Annotated in this window: 28 protein-coding genes; 1 reads left to right on the forward strand and 27 read right to left on the reverse strand. The window is 35.0% G+C overall.

Features of this window, described 5'->3' with window-relative positions; genetic code table 11:
* Positions 1-5: 5 nt before the first annotated feature.
* The 27 genes from ACM55H_RS05290 to ACM55H_RS05420 form a co-directional block, all read right to left on the reverse strand.
* Positions 6-215 carry a hypothetical protein gene (locus ACM55H_RS05290; RefSeq protein ID WP_416835509.1) on the reverse strand — a complete coding sequence of 70 codons (210 nt, stop codon included), beginning with the start codon at positions 213-215 and terminating at the stop codon, positions 6-8.
* Positions 216-299: 84 nt separating this feature from the next.
* The gene (locus tag ACM55H_RS05295) at positions 300-515 is read right to left on the reverse strand and encodes a hypothetical protein (RefSeq protein WP_416835510.1); all 216 of its coding nucleotides are present in this window, start codon (positions 513-515) and stop codon (positions 300-302) included.
* Entirely contained in the window at positions 515-745 is a 231-nt protein-coding gene (locus tag ACM55H_RS05300; protein ID WP_416835511.1) for a hypothetical protein, read from the reverse strand. The genes ACM55H_RS05295 and ACM55H_RS05300 overlap by 1 nt, the downstream gene beginning before the upstream one ends.
* 5 nt (positions 746-750) lie before the next feature.
* Positions 751-1308, reverse strand: a complete 558-nt coding sequence (locus tag ACM55H_RS05305; RefSeq protein ID WP_416835512.1) for an ASCH domain-containing protein — start codon at positions 1306-1308, stop codon at positions 751-753.
* Between the two features lie 3 nt (positions 1309-1311).
* The gene (locus tag ACM55H_RS05310) at positions 1312-1500 is read right to left on the reverse strand and encodes a hypothetical protein (RefSeq protein ID WP_416835513.1); all 189 of its coding nucleotides are present in this window, start codon (positions 1498-1500) and stop codon (positions 1312-1314) included.
* A gap of 76 nt (positions 1501-1576) precedes the next feature.
* Positions 1577-2695 (reverse strand): DNA polymerase III subunit beta, encoded by a 1119-nt coding sequence (dnaN, locus tag ACM55H_RS05315; protein ID WP_416835514.1) that lies wholly within the window; start codon positions 2693-2695, stop codon positions 1577-1579.
* A gap of 18 nt (positions 2696-2713) precedes the next feature.
* Entirely contained in the window at positions 2714-4054 is a 1341-nt protein-coding gene (locus ACM55H_RS05320; RefSeq protein ID WP_416835515.1) for a PcfJ domain-containing protein, read from the reverse strand.
* 2 nt (positions 4055-4056) lie between these two features.
* Positions 4057-4566: a PcfK-like family protein gene (locus tag ACM55H_RS05325; protein ID WP_416835516.1), complete on the reverse strand. Its 510-nt coding sequence runs from the start codon at positions 4564-4566 to the stop codon at positions 4057-4059.
* Positions 4567-4598: 32 nt separating this feature from the next.
* Entirely contained in the window at positions 4599-5024 is a 426-nt protein-coding gene (locus tag ACM55H_RS05330; protein ID WP_416835517.1) for a hypothetical protein, read from the reverse strand.
* Between the two features lie 2 nt (positions 5025-5026).
* Positions 5027-5695 carry a hypothetical protein gene (locus tag ACM55H_RS05335; protein WP_416835518.1) on the reverse strand — a complete coding sequence of 223 codons (669 nt, stop codon included), beginning with the start codon at positions 5693-5695 and terminating at the stop codon, positions 5027-5029.
* Entirely contained in the window at positions 5664-6578 is a 915-nt protein-coding gene (locus ACM55H_RS05340) for a DUF4373 domain-containing protein (protein WP_416835519.1), read from the reverse strand. The genes ACM55H_RS05335 and ACM55H_RS05340 overlap by 32 nt, the downstream gene beginning before the upstream one ends.
* A 7-nt stretch (positions 6579-6585) precedes the next feature.
* Positions 6586-7734, reverse strand: coding sequence for a DEAD/DEAH box helicase (locus tag ACM55H_RS05345; protein ID WP_416835520.1), 1149 nt, complete (start codon positions 7732-7734; stop codon positions 6586-6588).
* Positions 7735-7736: 2 nt separating this feature from the next.
* Entirely contained in the window at positions 7737-8333 is a 597-nt protein-coding gene (locus ACM55H_RS05350) for a hypothetical protein (protein ID WP_416835521.1), read from the reverse strand.
* A gap of 9 nt (positions 8334-8342) precedes the next feature.
* Positions 8343-8711, reverse strand: coding sequence for a hypothetical protein (locus ACM55H_RS05355; protein WP_416835522.1), 369 nt, complete (start codon positions 8709-8711; stop codon positions 8343-8345).
* Positions 8708-9157 (reverse strand): NinB/YbcN family protein, encoded by a 450-nt coding sequence (locus ACM55H_RS05360; RefSeq protein ID WP_416835523.1) that lies wholly within the window; start codon positions 9155-9157, stop codon positions 8708-8710. The genes ACM55H_RS05355 and ACM55H_RS05360 overlap by 4 nt, the downstream gene beginning before the upstream one ends.
* Positions 9158-9166: 9 nt before the next feature.
* The gene (locus ACM55H_RS05365) at positions 9167-9463 is read right to left on the reverse strand and encodes a hypothetical protein (RefSeq protein WP_416835524.1); all 297 of its coding nucleotides are present in this window, start codon (positions 9461-9463) and stop codon (positions 9167-9169) included.
* A complete protein-coding gene (locus ACM55H_RS05370; protein WP_416835525.1) occupies positions 9450-10481 on the reverse strand; it encodes a reverse transcriptase domain-containing protein in 1032 nt (343 codons plus the stop codon). Before ACM55H_RS05370 ends, ACM55H_RS05365 begins: the two co-directional genes overlap by 14 nt.
* A gap of 144 nt (positions 10482-10625) precedes the next feature.
* Entirely contained in the window at positions 10626-10997 is a 372-nt protein-coding gene (locus tag ACM55H_RS05375; RefSeq protein ID WP_416835526.1) for a hypothetical protein, read from the reverse strand.
* Between the two features lie 4 nt (positions 10998-11001).
* Positions 11002-11478: a hypothetical protein gene (locus tag ACM55H_RS05380; RefSeq protein WP_416835527.1), complete on the reverse strand. Its 477-nt coding sequence runs from the start codon at positions 11476-11478 to the stop codon at positions 11002-11004.
* A 2-nt stretch (positions 11479-11480) separates the two neighbouring features.
* A complete protein-coding gene (locus ACM55H_RS05385) occupies positions 11481-11633 on the reverse strand; it encodes a hypothetical protein (RefSeq protein ID WP_416835528.1) in 153 nt (50 codons plus the stop codon).
* Between the two features lie 134 nt (positions 11634-11767).
* Positions 11768-12511: an MBL fold metallo-hydrolase gene (locus ACM55H_RS05390; protein ID WP_416835529.1), complete on the reverse strand. Its 744-nt coding sequence runs from the start codon at positions 12509-12511 to the stop codon at positions 11768-11770.
* Between the two features lie 2 nt (positions 12512-12513).
* Complete coding sequence (locus ACM55H_RS05395; RefSeq protein WP_416835530.1) at positions 12514-13599, reverse strand: recombinational DNA repair protein (RecE pathway); 1086 nt, start codon at positions 13597-13599, stop codon at positions 12514-12516.
* A gap of 20 nt (positions 13600-13619) precedes the next feature.
* Positions 13620-15743, reverse strand: coding sequence for an AAA family ATPase (locus ACM55H_RS05400; RefSeq protein ID WP_416835531.1), 2124 nt, complete (start codon positions 15741-15743; stop codon positions 13620-13622).
* Between the two features lie 25 nt (positions 15744-15768).
* The gene (locus ACM55H_RS05405; RefSeq protein WP_416835532.1) at positions 15769-16044 is read right to left on the reverse strand and encodes a hypothetical protein; all 276 of its coding nucleotides are present in this window, start codon (positions 16042-16044) and stop codon (positions 15769-15771) included.
* A 73-nt stretch (positions 16045-16117) separates the two neighbouring features.
* Positions 16118-16342: a hypothetical protein gene (locus ACM55H_RS05410; RefSeq protein ID WP_416835534.1), complete on the reverse strand. Its 225-nt coding sequence runs from the start codon at positions 16340-16342 to the stop codon at positions 16118-16120.
* Positions 16343-16417: 75 nt separating this feature from the next.
* On the reverse strand, positions 16418-16570 hold the full coding sequence (locus ACM55H_RS05415; protein WP_416835535.1) for a hypothetical protein: 153 nt from the start codon (positions 16568-16570) through the stop codon (positions 16418-16420).
* On the reverse strand, positions 16567-16788 hold the full coding sequence (locus tag ACM55H_RS05420) for a hypothetical protein (RefSeq protein ID WP_416835536.1): 222 nt from the start codon (positions 16786-16788) through the stop codon (positions 16567-16569). The genes ACM55H_RS05415 and ACM55H_RS05420 overlap by 4 nt, the downstream gene beginning before the upstream one ends.
* Before the next feature lie 104 nt (positions 16789-16892).
* Between ACM55H_RS05420 and ACM55H_RS05425 the strand changes: the two genes are divergently transcribed.
* Positions 16893-17645, forward strand: coding sequence for a hypothetical protein (locus ACM55H_RS05425; RefSeq protein WP_416835537.1), 753 nt, complete (start codon positions 16893-16895; stop codon positions 17643-17645).
* The last annotated feature ends 9 nt before the right edge of the window (positions 17646-17654 follow it).

Raw genomic sequence — 17654 nt, forward strand, 5'->3', positions numbered from 1 at the left:
AAATTTTAGCTTTGTAGTTCAAAATATCCATTGATGTCGTAAGTAATTGACATTGATAAGTCCTCTTCCAGTTGATCGATATTTTCTTCCTCTTCTTGAAATTCGTAAGCACCGGTCCAAACATTCCACTCGGCGTGGTAAGAGGAATTATCTAATCTGTACTGCAGTAAATTTGCGTCAATTGTTGTTCTTGGAGTGAATAAAAGTATAGCCATAATATTGTCTTTTTTAAGTTAATTGTAGAGCAATATTAGGTTGACATCTTTTCACTGTCAAGAGGATTTGGTTTATTCTTTGAATTAAAAAAGAGAAAGTTGGTCGTTGATTTCTTCCTCTTTTTTAACTATTATTTCAAACAAATCAGGAAACATTACCATAAACCGGTTCATATAATTGATAACGGTTTCAGAGAGTTTTTCAATGTCAATGAAATTATGTTTCAGAATTATGATCGGAATATCATTTTCATAAATTACGTTGGATTTTCTGCTGTAGGTATTGTTGGGATTAAGCATTACAAAAACCGTTTATGGTTTTCAACACATAATTCATTGAAAGCTGAATCAATCAGTTCTGCAAACTTTATGAAATTATCCACACTCATCCAAATTGCTTCTCCATCGTGCATAATACTAATGCAGGATCCATTTTCTGAAATTACTACTTCCTGATTTACTTCTTTATTTATTTCCGGATCTTCCGGAAACAGGATTACCTTTTGAGTTTTTTTAATGTTTTCGCTCATAGTTTTTATTTTTCTAATTCTCTAATTTCTTTAGCTTCTTGTGCCATAATTGGAGCAAGTACCTCCCAACATTCTGGACAGAATTTCTCACCACCATCATCTTCTTCCATTGTCTCAATGTCAAATTTTTGACTGCATCCAATACATTCTACAATGTCAGTATCAGGATACCAAAAAGATAATTTCCCTTTGACGTTAAGAATTGGTTTATCATAAAGAACCGGATTGTCAAGTACCCAATTCCAAATGGGTTTTTTAGTTAAATCTGGTTGTTTTTCAGCCCAAATGCTTTCGTGATTTATAACACAGTCGATAATCTCCACTTCTCCAATGATGGCTGAATATTCGAAATATGTTTCAAATGTTTTATAGTTTTCTAGTTCCCAAACTACCTTATTTAATTGTTTATTACTTAATAAACGCATAAAATCTCCTGCTGTTTTTGCTGATACGTGAATGTAAATTCTACCTCTGAAATGAGTTCTCCAGGTTCTATTCTCGATGTCCTTGAAGCCGTGAGCGATTAATGATGCCCAAGGTTGTTTGATTGATAGTGCTTTCATAAATTATTTTTTTAGATTTTTAATAAATTCCTCGACTGCGATTCTGTCGTTTAGTGATTCGATTTTCACAAGAGCATAGTCACCTGACTTTGGCGGAACATAATCCTCCTCGTCTTGATTTTTATCTCTTAAAAGTTCTATATCCATTCCGGAATATTTTGTATGGGTAATTCGTAGTATCTGTAATTCCATTCTAAAAATTTTTAATTGATTTTTAATTTAACCACCGGAATATATGCTCCGATGGTTTTTACTATTTCAGGATTTTTTATGAAGCAATTAAAACCGGCATCACCAGCATCAAAATACTGTCCTCGTCTTCGGTGGTGACTATTGGCGTTATAATACCTGCCCTGTTGGGTTGCGACATTTCTATTTTAACTTTTTCGCTGGTCAAATTGGAGAGTATTTCTCCCAAAAATCGAGCATTGAAACCAATCTTTAAATCATCTCCATCACCTACACAGGTCAAGTTTTCGACCGCTTTATTGTTGTAATCCTTGTCTTCTGTCAAAATGGTGAGTGAGTTTCCTTTTTTGTCAAAAACCAATTGGTGTGTGGTTCTATTGGCAAAAATGGAAATCCTTTTTATCGATTTCAGCAATTCGGCTCTATTGATCACCAGCGTATTTGGGTTTTCTTTTGGAATTACGCCTTCATAGTTTGGATATTTAGCATCAATCAAACGGCAGATCATTACCGTGTTTTCCATTTCAAAAGAAATATTGGTAACGTTATAGCCAATTTTCACTGTCTCATCCTTACCCATTAATGCATTTGTAAGTACCATAATTGGTTTTTTAGGGATGATCAACTGTTTTGCTTCATCTGATTTGATGTCGTTTCGAGTATATTTTACCAGTTTGTTGGCATCGGTGGCCACAAAGACCAAAGCTTCTTTTTGGAAATCCAAACAAACTCCTGTCAACATCGCTCTTAACTCATCGGTTCCGGTGGCGAACAAAGTACTCATAAGCGCTTTGTTTAGAACGTGAGCTTCCAGTGAAACTTCATTTTCTTGTTTAGTTTCCGGTGTGCTTGGGAAAGCACTTGCGTCATCAACGGCCATCTTATAGTTCCCGGAGAAGCTTTCAATTTCCAATTCAGTTTTCGATAAATTTAAGGTCAATGAATCGTCTGGAAGTGATTTTACAATTTCGATAAGTAAATCGGCAGACACGGCAAAATCACCTTTTTCTTCAGTACATATTGCTTCTGTTTGGATTTGGAGTGTAGTTTCCAGATCGCTGGCAATAATGGTTAATTTGCCTTCATCTACCTTGAAAAGAAAACATCCTAAAATAGGCATTGTGGAGTTGTTTGGAACTACTTTTTTCAAAACGTTTAAATTTTTTGCCAACAATTGGCTTTCGACTGTAATTTTCATAAATTTTGTTTTTAATTGTTATGCTGCTGATTTGCTTTTGCCTCTAGGCTTTGTTTTGATTACTATTTTTCTGATTTTCTCCAGATTATTTTCGACCAATTTTATTATTTCCTCGTGATGCTTTGTTGCTTCATTTTTCAAACCTCGTGATTGTTCTATCTTTAGTTCTGGAAGCTTCAACTCGATGGTTTCGGCTCGTTTGCCATCGACTTTGGCTGAAAGGATTAAGGATTTTTCCTTGAGATAATATTCATTGGTGTACACACAATGCTTGAGTTCATCGCCTTCTTCCTTGAATTCCTCAATGCTTTTCAATACTGAAATAGATATATTTCCTTTCTTGAATTCCAGATCAAAAAACTTTTGCCATCTTTCGACATAATCTACAATGGCTTTTTCCAGTTTTTGTTGGCGTCTAATCACGCTCAAACGCTCGTTTTCTATTTCTTGAAGCCTTATAATCTCTCTTTTTTTCTTCATCCATCGATCGTGTTCTTTTTTGAGATTCTTCGGGCACACATATACTGCATTGTGCAAATCTTTTTTGAAATATCGCAACAAATCCAAGTAATCATACCAAATTCCGGCATCTTTTATCTTGTAATTGTTTCTGATTACAATTTTGATTGAATCCCAATAAGTGTTGTGTCTGCTGTCTTTGTACAACGCAAATTCTAACAACTCTTTTTGCCTTGATTTCAAAAGGGTTTCTATTTTTGGCGAATGTTCGATTCTGTCAAGTAAAATTCTATAATCACAGTCGTGTTTGTATTTTGTCAATCCATACTTTTGAAATCTAGGCAAAAATTCTGCTCTAGGACAATTGTAATCTGATGAAAAAGCAGCATACGGATTTCCATGCCATCCTGAATTATTAATATATCTTATTTCATATTCAGTAGAATTAAATCCATCACCAGTCCATCCTTTGGTTCTTCCAACAATTACGCTTTTGTTTTTATCCCAATCTTTCCATTCTTCAAACAAACTATGAAAACCATATCTAGGAATTTTATTTTTAGACATGTGCTTCCAACACGAAAAGTATCTTGTTACTTGAAATCTATCAACAACTTTAACAACAGAGTAGGTTATAAATCTGCTTACCATTCCTCCGTTTTCAGTGCTTATTTTTTTAAGTTTTTGATTACATGAAGGGCATTTAACACCTAAAACTTCTTCGTGCCAAACTTGTGATGGTTTCCAGCTATGATTACATTCTAAGCAAATTAAATTCTTGTAATGTGTTGTATAGTAGAATTCGTGTTTAGAAATTACAAAAGGTTCATGTTCTTTAGGATTTGAAAGTTTTTGATGTAGATTCCAAACTTCCAGATGTAGTTTAGTTTTAGGCTTCATAATTACTCAAATAAGTCTATTTGTTCCACTTCGGCAGTTGGTTTCTTTTTGGCAGCCTTGGCGACCAATTTTTCTTTTTGATCAGAAGCTATTTTCTCGATAGCTTGATTTTTAGCAGCCTGTATATCTTCTTCAGATAGTTCAATAGTTTCAGAAAGGTTTTTCTTTGCTTCCTCTTTTGATTCTTCAATTACCAAGTCCATTGCCTGTTTTTTAGCCAATGCTTTATCCTCTTCGGTCAGTTCCACGGCCTGATTAACAACTACTCTACAATTGATAGGTTTGATGTTTTTTATGTCGTCTTCATCGTAGTAATGAACTGCCCACCCAAAAACTTCAGTAGGATCATATCCCTCACATTTTCCCTCTTTTGCGCATTGCACAACATAGTTGCAGCATTCGTCCAGATTTTTGTTTTCTTTTTGGTAGGTAACAGCGAAGAGTTCATCTTCTGATGCTCTTTTGTCAAGGTAAGCCTTGATGGTTTCTTTAAATGCGTTTGATGTTTTCATTTTACTCGTTTTTAAAATTTGATTGTTTAAAATTATCTTCCCCAAATAAGCATCATTGCATCGCGTTGCTCTTGGTTGGTCCTGGCGTTTATACCAGTTATTTTTTTGAAATAGTCATTGGTAATTTTGGAAGCTTTCGGCTGAATTTTTACGTATGGCATTTTCAAATACTCACACATTTCAACAATTTTTTTTGCGGTTTCAAAGTTGGCTCCGGTTCGCTCTCCAATCTTGGCATTTAATGCAGCGCTCATTCCTGCTTTTTTATGAAAGTTTGATTTATTTAGAAAACCACATTCTATATACACCACTGGCTTTACTTCAAGTTCCTTGTAAAATTTCAACTCTTCGTATAAGTCAAAAAAGGAAAGGTTGTCCAGTTTCAATTGATTGCCTTCTATCCTTGCAAAACCACTTTTATCAACATCTGGATCAATTCCAATAAGTATTTTGCTCATAATTAAAATTTATAATCGCCTTTAACGACTAATCTTTTTTCCCTTAAATAATTTAAGAAAGGTTTCATTTCTTCCTGTTTTTCCCAGTGTGAAATAGTGTCTTCAAGCATTTGCCTATCCATATTTTGGATCATTTCGTCAATTTCAAGATGTATTTTTTCCTCTTTTTCCTTTCGTGCTTTTTCGGCTTTTCTTTTTTCGTAAAACTGATGAACCGCATTGCTTCGAATGTTTTTTTCGGTTTCAGAATCGCTATTTTCTTTCTTTTTTATGCGCTCAAATTCTATGTATTTTTTTTCAAGATATTCAGGAAACCATTTTGCAAGTACGTTTTGGCCATCGAGCTTGTAATCTTTTCCATCCCCAAGAATTCCTTGTCTAACTTGTTTTAACATCAACACTACATCTTCAATGGTTTCATAGGGGTATTTTTCTACAATATCCGATGCCAATAATGCTGATTGCTGTTGTGTTAGGGATTTGCCTACATTGAAATTAGAATTGAACCGGTTCAACAAATAACAAATTGCAGTTATGGTATTAATTTCGCCAACTGATTTTTCAAGTTTATTTAATTTAGTTCCATCAATTGCATTTAGAAGACTTAAATTTTTTTCAAAAACAATTAATCCAACCTCATCATTTGACGCCAAACAATGCATTAACTGCATTGATTGCTGATTGCTTATGTTCAGCATCTGTTGCTGATGAATTATTACCTCGTATGTTTTGTTTTCTTGCATAATTATCTTCTAAAATTTTTAAAAAATTGGCTGGTTTGAAAATCCAATCAAAACTAGCCGTCCAGTTTTCTTTGTTTTCGCCTTGCAGAAATGGAGAATCTCTCGTTTTTTGAATTACGGTCTGAATTGATTCTTTGCCGTATTGTTTTTCTAAAAGCTGAATTCTTTTTTTTCTGACATCTGACATTTTTTTTACCTCCGGCAAAAGCCCACGGTTTGAATTAAAAAAAGAAAGAAGTTTATCAAAATCAATCTTGTGAGCTGGAGGTTGATTTGGAAAATCAACAACTCCGTTAGGAGTATATTCTTCTTTGTTTTCTTTTACTTTACTCTCTTTTACTTTACTCTTATTTACTTTAGGGATAACTTCCGTAAGATTGGCGTCATTGGGTGTCATTCTTACGTAAGATTGACCGTTTTTTTGCCTTATTTCGTCCAATATGTCGCTGTATTGAAAAATTTTACCTTTTCGATTTCGATAAGCATCTTGAATACTATCAGCAAATTTTTGACTGAAAATCACTTTGTAATCATCAAAAAGAGCTTTGTCAATTGCTCCTAATTTTGCCAAATCATTTAAAATCGAAAGTGTTTTTTCTTCATCAATTTTAAAAACAGAAGTTAGAAACATCAAGGTCATTTCATCCGAAGCATCTATGTAATGATTATTGGCCTTTCCTAGCTGTTCTAATAACTTAAACCAAGTTGCATACCCATCATTACCATACTTTGTTTCAATGATGTGCATTTTACGTCCGTGAGTACAATCGTGTGGAAAATAATCAACATCTTTTCTTTGTTCTCTAGCCATATTAATTCTACTTTTTAAAAGGTACGTTGGTCAGCTGTCTGCCGTTGTTCCAAATTGCATATCTACCTTCATTATCAATTTGGATTTTCATAGTTTCTACTTTGCCAAACATGTTGATGTTTCCACCTAAATCTACAAACCAAGCATTTTCTTTTGTCGGCCAAATACGCATTGCTCTACCGATGATTTGATAGTATAATGAAAGTGACATAGTTGATCTGGCCATCAGGACTGCTTCAAGTTGCGGATAATCAAAACCGGTTGTCAAAACACCTACGTTTACCAAGCATTTTATAATTCCTTTTTTGAAATGTGAAAGGATTCGTTCCCGTTCCTCTTTCTTGGTGTCTGATGTCAAAAGAACGGCTCCTGGAATACGTTTTACCACTTCCTTGGCTTCGGTGATCAAGGCGCAAAAAATCAATAGATTGGGCTTTTTGGAAAGAATATGATACGCATATTTCACTATTCGGCTGGGCATATCAATTGACTTGTAATACCGGCTTAACGAAGCTTGGGTAAAGTCGGTTCCTGAACTGTTTAATTCCAGTTTGGAGCGGTCAATAACATCAAAGGAGTAATATTCCAGCTTTGCCAAATATCCGGCATCAAACAGCGTACTGTTTTGAACATAATACAGTACTTTGTTAAATATCTTTGGAGCAGAACGGGTCAAGAATGTTAATTGTGGTCCTTCGCTTGTTTGCGACAATCGGTAAGGAGTTGCCGTCAATCCTAAAACCTTTGCATTAGGCAAATAATTAATAAGTTCCTGATACATTCCATCTTCGGAATTAACCAAATGACATTCATCGATGAGGATGTTATTTGTTCCGGCAAAAAGATGTTTTTTGTTAATGATACTGCCAATGGTGCAAAACGTAACTTTGTCAATTCTTTTCTCGCCAACGGATGCACTATAAATGGATGCTTTTCCGTATTTTGAATACTTGTCATAGTTCTGTTCCAGAATCTCTTTCGAGGGCTGGAGAACAATCGTTTTGCCCTCCAGCCGTGAAACAATACCCGCAACAACAATCGACTTTCCAGAACCGGTAGGTAAAATTGTAATTCCATTGTCAGTTGTGTCTGATTGGAAAAAATTTATACCTACCTCGATAGATTCCGATTGATAATTTCTGTATTGGAATCCCATTGTTAAACTGCTTCTTCGTCAAGTTTTGCGTTTTCAAAAGAGGCATCTTCTGAGGCAAAATCCATGTGCATTTGTTCCGGTTGTGGAGCCGATTTACCGTTCATGTAGAACTCAACCTCTCTGATTGCATTGTCCAAACATTCGATCAATTGGGTCAAATAAAGGTAGCTTCCGTTTAGTTTTACCTTTGGAGCGCTAAACTTAATTACTCCATTTGAAACTTCTTTGTACCCTGATAGAACTAAAGATCTATTTTCCTCCACTCCTGATATTGAAAAAGAATTCACATAATAGGATTCTGTTTCAGTTTCTTCCTTTAGAAAGGATAATTCCGTTGCGTTGTCATTTCCTGTGAAAGCATCATCCAAATGAGCAAGAAAAACATCAAACTTATCAAAAGCTATTTGTAAATCTTCATGAATGATATGTTTCCCATTTCTTGAAAGTCCGTCGCCTTTTGTTTTTCCGGTTAATAATTCGTAGGAATAGCTACAAAGGGCATCTTTGAGAGAAGCGCTTTTTATTTCTACATCTTTTTGAACTTGATCTGCTAATCCTAATTTTTCTGTAAGGATTGTGAAAACTTTTTCTTTTGCCATGATTGTTATTTAATTAAATATTGATATTTGGTTTCTATTCGGTGTTGCATTCGATTGTTGAATGTATCGGTATTCTTTACTGATCCAAACTCTCAACGGTCTTTGGTGTGCTTCTGGATTAGTGCTTTTTTGAGTTCTTTCGGTATCAAAAATCAAATATCTTTTTGATAATTTTCTAAAAGGAACTCCAAAAACACTTGGTTGAGATGGAGGTGCATTTCCTAAATTATAAAATGCCTTTTTTAGATCATCGGCTGTAAATGGTTTCATTTGGGTTTTGACCCAATTCTCGGCAAATGCACAAAGTCTGTCGCAATAGGCTTTATTGTTTTCTTCAACTTCTTCAACGGCCTGGTTAGTTATTTCAAATGGTGTCATAAATATTCTTGATTTGAGTGTTTACTAATTTCATTTTCTAAATCTTGTAATAATGCCAACTCTTTCGGTTCCGGGAGATAAATCCCAAGTTCATTGCTTGAAAAATTCCTAAACCTATTAATGGCCAATGTCGCATCTGCAGTATCTAAACTTGCAGTACTTCGCCAACGCTCAATTTTGAATCCCTTGATTTTACCCTCAAATTCTCCTTCATAAAAAATGGCTGAATTGACATGCTTTTTGAAAATCTCCTGTTTTACTTCCTCCATTGTATATCCAGTTTCGATTCCAAACCAAGTCAGGATTAAATGCAAGTAGCTATTTTGGGAAATACTTCTTTTTGGATGCTTTGCTTTGAGTTCGAAAGTTTTTCCTTTAGAAATAAAATATTTCAGCTTTTCTATTGCTTGGTTTTTTTGAAGCGGGTTTGTGGCGTTGTAAATCATAGGGTTATTTTATGTGAATTCTAAATGCTCACCATTTTTGCGAATTTTTGTTTTGAATGGAAACTTGTCTTTTGGCACTTTTTCTATGGTTTGTATTAGATATTTACCTCCAGTAAAAACTACTCGTGGTTCATCACGATATTCAATTTGTATGTCAATTCTATCTCCTTTTCCTTCATAGTTTGATGGAAGTACTTTGAAATCAACTACGATTATTTCTTTGTCAAGCAAATTATTTATCTTGATTTTTTCACCTACAAAATTTGTTATCACAGGTTTTATATCGAAATCTTTAAAATTGTTCATTAGGTATTAATTTTTTTAATAAGTGTTTTGAATTGCAATGTTTTGCCCATCCGAAATAAGCGGCTATTGTGGCTTTATTTTTTGTTTTTGATATTGCTCTGGCAAATCTTTTTTTGATTGATTTTCTAAGCATTGTGTGCGTATGGTAGAACTTATAACCTACGAAATCAATTCCACGGGCTTCAACCGGAAATATTTGATAATTCCCTTTTATCTGAAGCTTTAAATTCTCATTTAAATACTGTTTAATTTCTGCCAACAGTTCGTGAAGATGTGGTTTGTTATTCGAAAGAATTATTATGTCATCAGCATACCGGAAATAATATCTTACTTCCTTGTTTTCTTTTATCCAGTGGTCAAAATAGGTTAGGTAATAGTTTGCAAAATATTGACTTAAATAATTGCCAATTGGCAAACCGTCAGCGCTATCAATAATTTCATCCAACAACCAAAGTAAATTCTGGTCTTTAAACTTTTTTCTCAATAGCTGCTTTAGAACTTCATGATCTACATTTGGATAAAACTTGACAATATCTAATTTCACGCAGTATTTTGTATTCTCCTGGTCCTTCAATGCTTTTTTTAGATTGTTAGCCGCCCCGTGAATTCCTCTCCCTTTGATACAACTGTAAGTATCAGCTGTGAATAATTTGGTAAATATTGGCTCCAAAACATTCATAACAGCGTGATGGGTAATGCGATCAGGAAAGTATGGCAATCTAAAAACTAGCCTTTCTTTTGGTTCAAAGATTTTGAAAGTGGTGTATTCTGATGTTTGATACGTTTTTTCAAATAGCATTTTATGAAGCTCCTCAAGATTATCCTGTGGGTTTTTATCAAATACCTTGACACCATATTGCTTTGATTTTCCTTTACGTGCTTTCGCTTCTGCAAGGATTAAGTTTTCCGGTGAAATAATTTGTTGGTATATATTTTTGAATCGTTTCATACTTTGCTTTGATTGGTTCGCTTTCGTTTTCATTACTAACGAACCTATTAATTTGTTCTTTTTTGCCATGTTGGCAAGGCCTGTGGTGTATAATATTTTTTAGCTCAGGTGCGAGCTGACATTCGAATTCGTATTCCAATTATCGTAGTCGTTGTACGAAAAACTGACGCCTGAAGAAGAACTACAGCAACGACACCACACAACCTTAATTTCCTATTCTTTTACAAAATAGATTTTGTACAATTCTTCAAATTGAGTTCCTGCATACTTCGCTTTTTCTCTGGTTTCAAAGCAAAGGCGCGAGCCGACAGTCGAACACGTATCCCAAACATCGAAGTCGTCGTACGAAAAACCGACGCCCGAAGAAGAACCCATCTCAAACCACGGATAATATTTCCATTGGCTTGAATCTGTCCAATCTGGTATCCAGTCACCATTTATGGCTTTGGCGATAATTACCAATTTTGCGTGTGCAATCATTGCCCGTCTATCTGATTCAGGGAAAAATGAAAAATCTGGAATAATAGTAGGCTCTACATTAATAGCCTTACAAGCATCTTCGAATGTTTTAATTTTTGTGTACATAATTTTAAATTGTAAAAAGTGGTTTATAAATTTCTTGTTCAAAAAGTTTCCCGGCGTGTGATGCTAAATCAGAAGATTTGAAGCAAAGGCGCGAGCCGACACCCGAAGACGCAGCCCAAACATCGTAGTCGTGGTACGAAAAACCGACGCCCGAAGAAGAACCCATTCTGAAATAAGGTGCGTACTTATATTCATTGCTATTGGTCCAATCTGGTAGCCAACCTTCATTGAATGCAATACATACTAGTTTTGCCATTCGGTAGGCAATTTCATCAGGTTCTAACCCTTTGCAGGATGTTTCAAAATCTTCTCTTGAAATTCCGTTTTCGGCCAAAACATCATCAAAATTTTTGATCCTGTCTTTTACATCTTTTAGAAAAACTTTTTTGCCAAATAGATTTTCCAATAATGATTTCCCTTTGATGCTTGCCTCTTCGTGGGCTTTTAAAGCATTCGCTTTGTCAATTTGTAATGTTTCCATTTTTAAAATTTGTTTAATTTTATTTCTACTGCTTTTTTAAATTCATCCAAAGCATTTTGGATGTTTGTGATTTTTACAACCATTTCTTTGACTTGATCTTTGTCATTCAAATCATTCCAAAGTTTAATGGTTTGATTACAATCTGATATTCTCAAAATTCAGGTACCATCTGCCAATATTTTGGTGTGAATGGCGCTCATTGATAAAATGCTCTCTGGCGCTAGAAATACTTTCTTATTGTAGGTTACGTGTTGAACCTTTTTTGGTTTTTTATTTTTCTTACTCATTTCTAAAAAGGCGTTAGTCCTAAATTAAACTTCCTGCCTTTATCGGCCACACTCACATTCTTACCGGTCAATTCGTAAACTTCTCTTCGAAAATCCACTTCATGTGAATTGGAATCACTTAAATGGATCAACACAATGTTGTTTACTTTTGAAAGGTCATTAGCTGCCAACATTACTTTGCAATCTTCCAATGAAAAATGGTTTTTCAAAATCCTGTTTTTCAAGAATTCCATTTGTAATTTTTCACCAAATTTCTGTTCGATGATTTTCTTTGAAAAATTAGCTTCAATGATGATGTTGTTCAGTCCCGGAAAAGTGTATTTACAATAATTGGTGTCTGTCAAAAACAACACCTTTCCGCATCCTGGATGTTCAATAATAAATCCAAGAGGTTCCGCCGCATCATGTACGACACTAAAGGGAAGGATCTTGAAATTTCCTATTTTAAAAGATTGTTTGGCTGCAATAGTGTTTTTACGATGGCTAACCGAAGGAAACAACGGTGAAGAAAAGGTGCCTGCGGATGCGTACACATCAATACCCAAATCCAAAACACCTTGAATCGATTTAAAGTGATCCCCGTGCTCATGGGTAACCAGGCAGCCAACCACATTGTTGTAATCAAAATCCAATCCTTTTTTTATTTTGTCTATTCCTACGCCACATTCAATCAACAATTGCTCATCCTTGTTTCCAAGAATGTAACAATTGCCTAAAGATCCGGTGCCTATTGTATGAAGTTCCATAATTAAAATCCTGGATCGTTACTAGTTTCTTGAACAGGATCCGGTTGTGAAATTTCAGCATTTGAGCCTTCCACTTGTTTTGATTCATTATCTACCATAACAGCATCATCAAAGTCCAAGGATTCTTTGTTGGCGTTTTCCAATATTTCGTTTTCAATTTTAACCGAATTCATTTCTTTTTCACCTTGTATGGTTTTTAAATAATGTTCGTCAATTTTTGAAGCGTCAATAGTTATGGCATTGTAACAAGCACGCTTAATTGTTTTTAACGCCATTTCATCAAACCAACCGTCAATTTTCACTTTGCCTACCTTTACACTTTTATTTGTATTCGGGTCGGTTTCCCATTTATCCTTTTCACCACCCCAAAATTCAACGGATGCATATGTGGGTTTACGCTTTTCAATGTCGCTTAAAGAAAAAGTTTTCAACTTGTTTTTTTCGGGATTATCAATATAGCCATGGTAGTAAAAACCGCCTTCTACAGTGCCCCTGTTGAATTCATTGGTGATTTCAAAAACATACCCTTCCACCCTGTTGTTCATGTCTTTTTTTATCGACTTGAAAATGTCAGTAGTGTATTTTAACTCTGAAATGAAGAAATCCGGAACGTCCAATCCGTATTTTTTTGATTTGATTTCAAGGCCATTGTATCCAGGCAAAAAACCAATGTCCCATCTATTGGTTTCTTTGTTTTTGTAAGGGATCAAGGAAACGTGGTTGGGTTGTGTTGGATCCAAACCGATAGAGGACCAGGCCACCACATCGGTTGAAAGTTTGGTCATATTCACATTATTCCAATTGTACGCCAATGGTTCTTTGTATTGCGGCGTTTTTTTGCTGTTCTTAGCTTCCAAATCTTTCAAGGTTGAATCTAACTTGATGAAATAGTTTTGGATCAATTTTTCTTGAAAACTTGTTAATTGGATTTTTCCATTATTGGAAGCAAAATTGGAAAGAACGGAATTTACAAAACGTTCGCTTGGCGTGACCTTATCTATAGGTTTTATAATTTCCGTTTTGGTTTCCGCAGGTGGTTGAACCGCCATTCCATTTGTGGCGGTTCCTTCTTGATTTTCTGTTTTCATTAGATCTTAGTTTTGTTTTTTTAAAATGCCGGTTGTACTTCTTTGTTTTCGGCTTCCCAAGATGCTTGGGCATCGGCTACTTTGGCTAAATGTTCCCGTGTGAATTTTGGCTTCCCAACACTCAATTCCGAACCTTCACAAACAAATAAATTGATCATCTGTGATTTTATTGGAATGACATTCACCACGCTTTCACGGTTATCAACGAAAATTGGCGCGCTGACCTGGTAATAATCACAAAGGGTGTTGATGATATCCAATCCGGCATTTATGGTTGATGCCGTGTTTAAATCAGAGAAAGGAACACCATTAAACAACGCTTTGCAACATGGACTTTCACCACCGTTTACTTGCAACTCAAACAATTTGAATTTTACAAATTTGAATTTGGCGTTTACTTTTTCTTCAATGGTTGTGATTCTTAACTTATTGAATCGATCAATAGCAAATTGTGTTTTTTCAACCGCTGAAATTTGGGATGCCAATGCTTTTTCTTCATCTCTCAAAGCTTGTATTCTTGATTCAATGGCATTGATTTGCACTTCATTGTTTAGCTTAACTTTGATCAGATCAATATCTTCTTTCAACGTTTGTTTTTCTGATTCCAGAGCCTTAACATCCACTTCCGGAATCGTTTTGATTAATCCTTCCAATCGTAGTTTTTCGGCTTTTTTATCCTGGCACCCTTGATTCAATGAAAGTGCAATTCTTGCCGTTTCTTCCGGATCTATAATTTCTAAGGAAACGACTGCAGGAACATCCAATTTTTCAATTTCTAGTTCTGTAGTTTTAATAGTTTCTTTTAGCGTTCCAATATGCTTTTCACCGGCTTCACTTCTTGTTTTTAAAACATTAACTTCCGCTTCAATGTTTTCTTTTTCAGTTTTAAAACCTAGTCCCTGCGCTTGGATTAACTTCAAGTTTTCGGCTTTTTTAGTCATGAAATTTTGTCTCATTTCCACTTTTTTGGCTTCAAAATCACCGGCTTCAAAATCTCTTTTGCATGTTGGACAATGGAAGGAATCTTCTTCAAAGCTTATTTCCTTGGCGTTTTCTTCAGTCCATTCCGTGCGTTTAGAATCCATTTTTACCACCAAGGCCGAAATTTCCAATCCCTTGGAATCAATATTGCCTTTGATGGTTTTTAGCGTTCCCTCACTTGATGCCAATTCGTCTTGAAATGACTTCAAACTTGCCTTAATGCCGTCCAAAATGCTTGTGTCGGGTTTCAGTTTTTCCACGGCGTTCAAAGATTCCCTTTTAGCCGCTGCTTCAATCACTTCTATTTCTGAAATGATGTTGCTTAAAGCTAATTGTGTGGTCCTGTTTTCCGTAAGGATGTGATCAAAGGCGGATGATTTGTTGGTGATCAATCCTTCAACTTTTGTCAATTCATCTTGCTTTACCCCCAATAAGGTGTTTAAGGTTGGAAAGTCATAAGCTATTGGCTTACTTCTATTGATTTCATCCACACGGGTGGGAATCGCTTTTAAATCAACTTTAGCCTTGGCAATCGATGCCGAAATTTGTTTTTCGTATTGGTCCAGGGTTTTGCCTTGTGTCAGATTAGAAAGTAAATCCAGATATTCCGGATTATCGCCGGCCAATACTTCAAAAGGCGTGTCACCGGCTATTGTCGTCAAAATATTCCTTCTTTTCTCTACTGATAACACCTTATCATTGTTGAAAGCCAAAGGGTTGGTGATTAACTTAAAAACGCTTTCGTCCAATATTCCGCTTACCAAATCATTGAATTCCTTTTGCTGCATAGGAACTAAATTCCAATAATATTTTGTTTCGTTTCCCGTAAATTCGGCAACCTCTGACCCTTTCTTTTTTGTCCATTTTTCGAGCAGTACCCTGCGCATCGATATCACATCACCATTCACCAACCATTCCGCGGAAACCTCGTGTTCTATTTGTGGTATGGCCACATTGTTTGCGTCCAACGTTTTGATTTCAAAATTGGTTCTATCACTTGAATCCTTTCCCGAACGAATCCATTCAAATGCATCAAAAATGGTAGTTTTCCCGGTCCCATTATCACCGTAAATATTTGTAGAACCATCCAAAAAATTGATGGTAAGATTCCGAATTCCTTTGAAATTAATCAAAGTCAGACTTTTTAAGATTACTGTTTTCATTTTACTCGTTTTTAAAATTTGATTGTTATAATTTCTCTACTAATATTTCAAGTGCTTTTGATTCAAAAGACACATTTGTTTCGATGGAATACAGCGCATTGGCTATTTTTGTGTATGCTGCTTGTCTCACATTATTTTTGGTGATTTCAGCTTCATTCATACATCCGTGAATGAATGCGGTGAAGTCTTGGTAAGTTTCGACCTTGTTATATGCGCTCTCGATGTATGCGTATATGAAAGGAAACATTGGAAACTTAATGTCTGGTTTTGAGAATTCTGAATTATTTTGTAGTTTTGACATCTCTAAAGGTTTTTAATTATTACTCGTGATTAAAAATTTGATTGTAAAAACCACTTTTCGCGAAGTGGTTTTTTTATTTCTGCAAATGCCTTGGTTTAGCATTTTTTTTCCCTGAACTCAAAACCTCATCATAATTTTTGATTCTTTCTTTTTGAGTTGGCTCTTTCTTGACAGCTTTGCGCTCACTTGCATTGCTGCCAAGTCCGAAACCAAAGCGGTTGAGTATTTCGTCCGCTTTCATTAAATGTTCCCTCAAACATTTTAATTCTTTTGCTGGTATCTGTATTAATGCTCCCATATTTTTATTGCCAGTGGTTAAACTTTTCGAAAATCCATTTTAATAAATTCAACAATCCTAAAATTGCTATCAGTATTATGCAGATAATAATGCCAGTATCGTATGCATCCATTTTGGGTTAAGTGCTAAAATTGTTAATCCAATCAATCCTATTGCTACACATCCAACAGATGCTATCAGCAAAAATGTTTGGTAAATCCTGTGAGTTCTTTCGTCGTCGTAATTCATTTTTTGGGTTTTTTAGGTTCTTTTTCGAAAATCTCATCTTCAGTCATTCCGGTTTGTTCCTTGATAACATTTATGCACAATCTGCTGTCTGTTATTTTTTCATTCTCAGAATCAATCCACCGCTTAATAGTCGGGTATGATTTATCAGTTGCAACAATCAAAGCACCAATCACTTTGTTTGTTTTAATTTCTTTTAGTGCTTTTTGTGATAGTTTCATTTTTATTACTATTTTTGTTCTTATTATTGTTATGCAAATATAAAAACAATTATTCACAATTAAAAACAATTGTGAATTAAAGTTATCAACAATTAAAAACAATTATGTTAATACCTAAAGAAAATCAAAAGCTAAACCACCTAATAGAAAAGTATTCTCTAGGCAGCCAAAATGCTTTTGCTGAACTGATTGGTGTTACTCAAACCAATATAAACAGGCTTTTTAGGGCTGATGATAGAAACGGAGAAGTTCCGAATGTGCTTAGAAGTAAAAGTGTTCTAACAGCAATTAAAAACAAATTCCCTTTTGCTGACATAGAATGGTTTAAGAAAGAGGAGAGTGATATAATTAAATCCGAACCGGATCCTGAATTTTTTGAAAACAAAAACGGAAATAAATTCATTGAGTTAAAAAACGGAAAATTCAAAATAATTGTGAGAAAGGTTCCAGTAAGAGCTTTTGGATCATATTTGTCAGATTTTCAAAATGTGGAGTTTTTGGAAGAACTTGAAGAGGTTTCATTTACTGTTGACCACATTGGGAAAGGCAAGTATATGTGTTTTGAAGTTGAAGGCGATAGTATGAACGGTGGAGGAATTGACGATACTCCAGATGGTGCAGAATTGCTTTGCCGGGAATTAGGAAGGCATCACTGGAAAGATGGCTTTAATCATTCGAAATATGGCTGGGTAATCGTTCATAAAAAAACAGTTCTATTCAAGGATATAAAGTCAATGGATAAAGAAACCGGTGATGTTATTTGTGGATCTAGAAGTGGGCTTCCAAATCATCCAGACTTCACAATAAATTTAAATGATGTAAATCAAATTTTGAAAGTTATTAAAAGAACATTTTAAATAAATTAT

The sequence above is a fragment of the Flavobacterium cryoconiti genome (assembly GCF_048158645.1).
Taxonomy (GTDB): Bacteria; Bacteroidota; Bacteroidia; order Flavobacteriales; family Flavobacteriaceae; genus Flavobacterium; species Flavobacterium cryoconiti.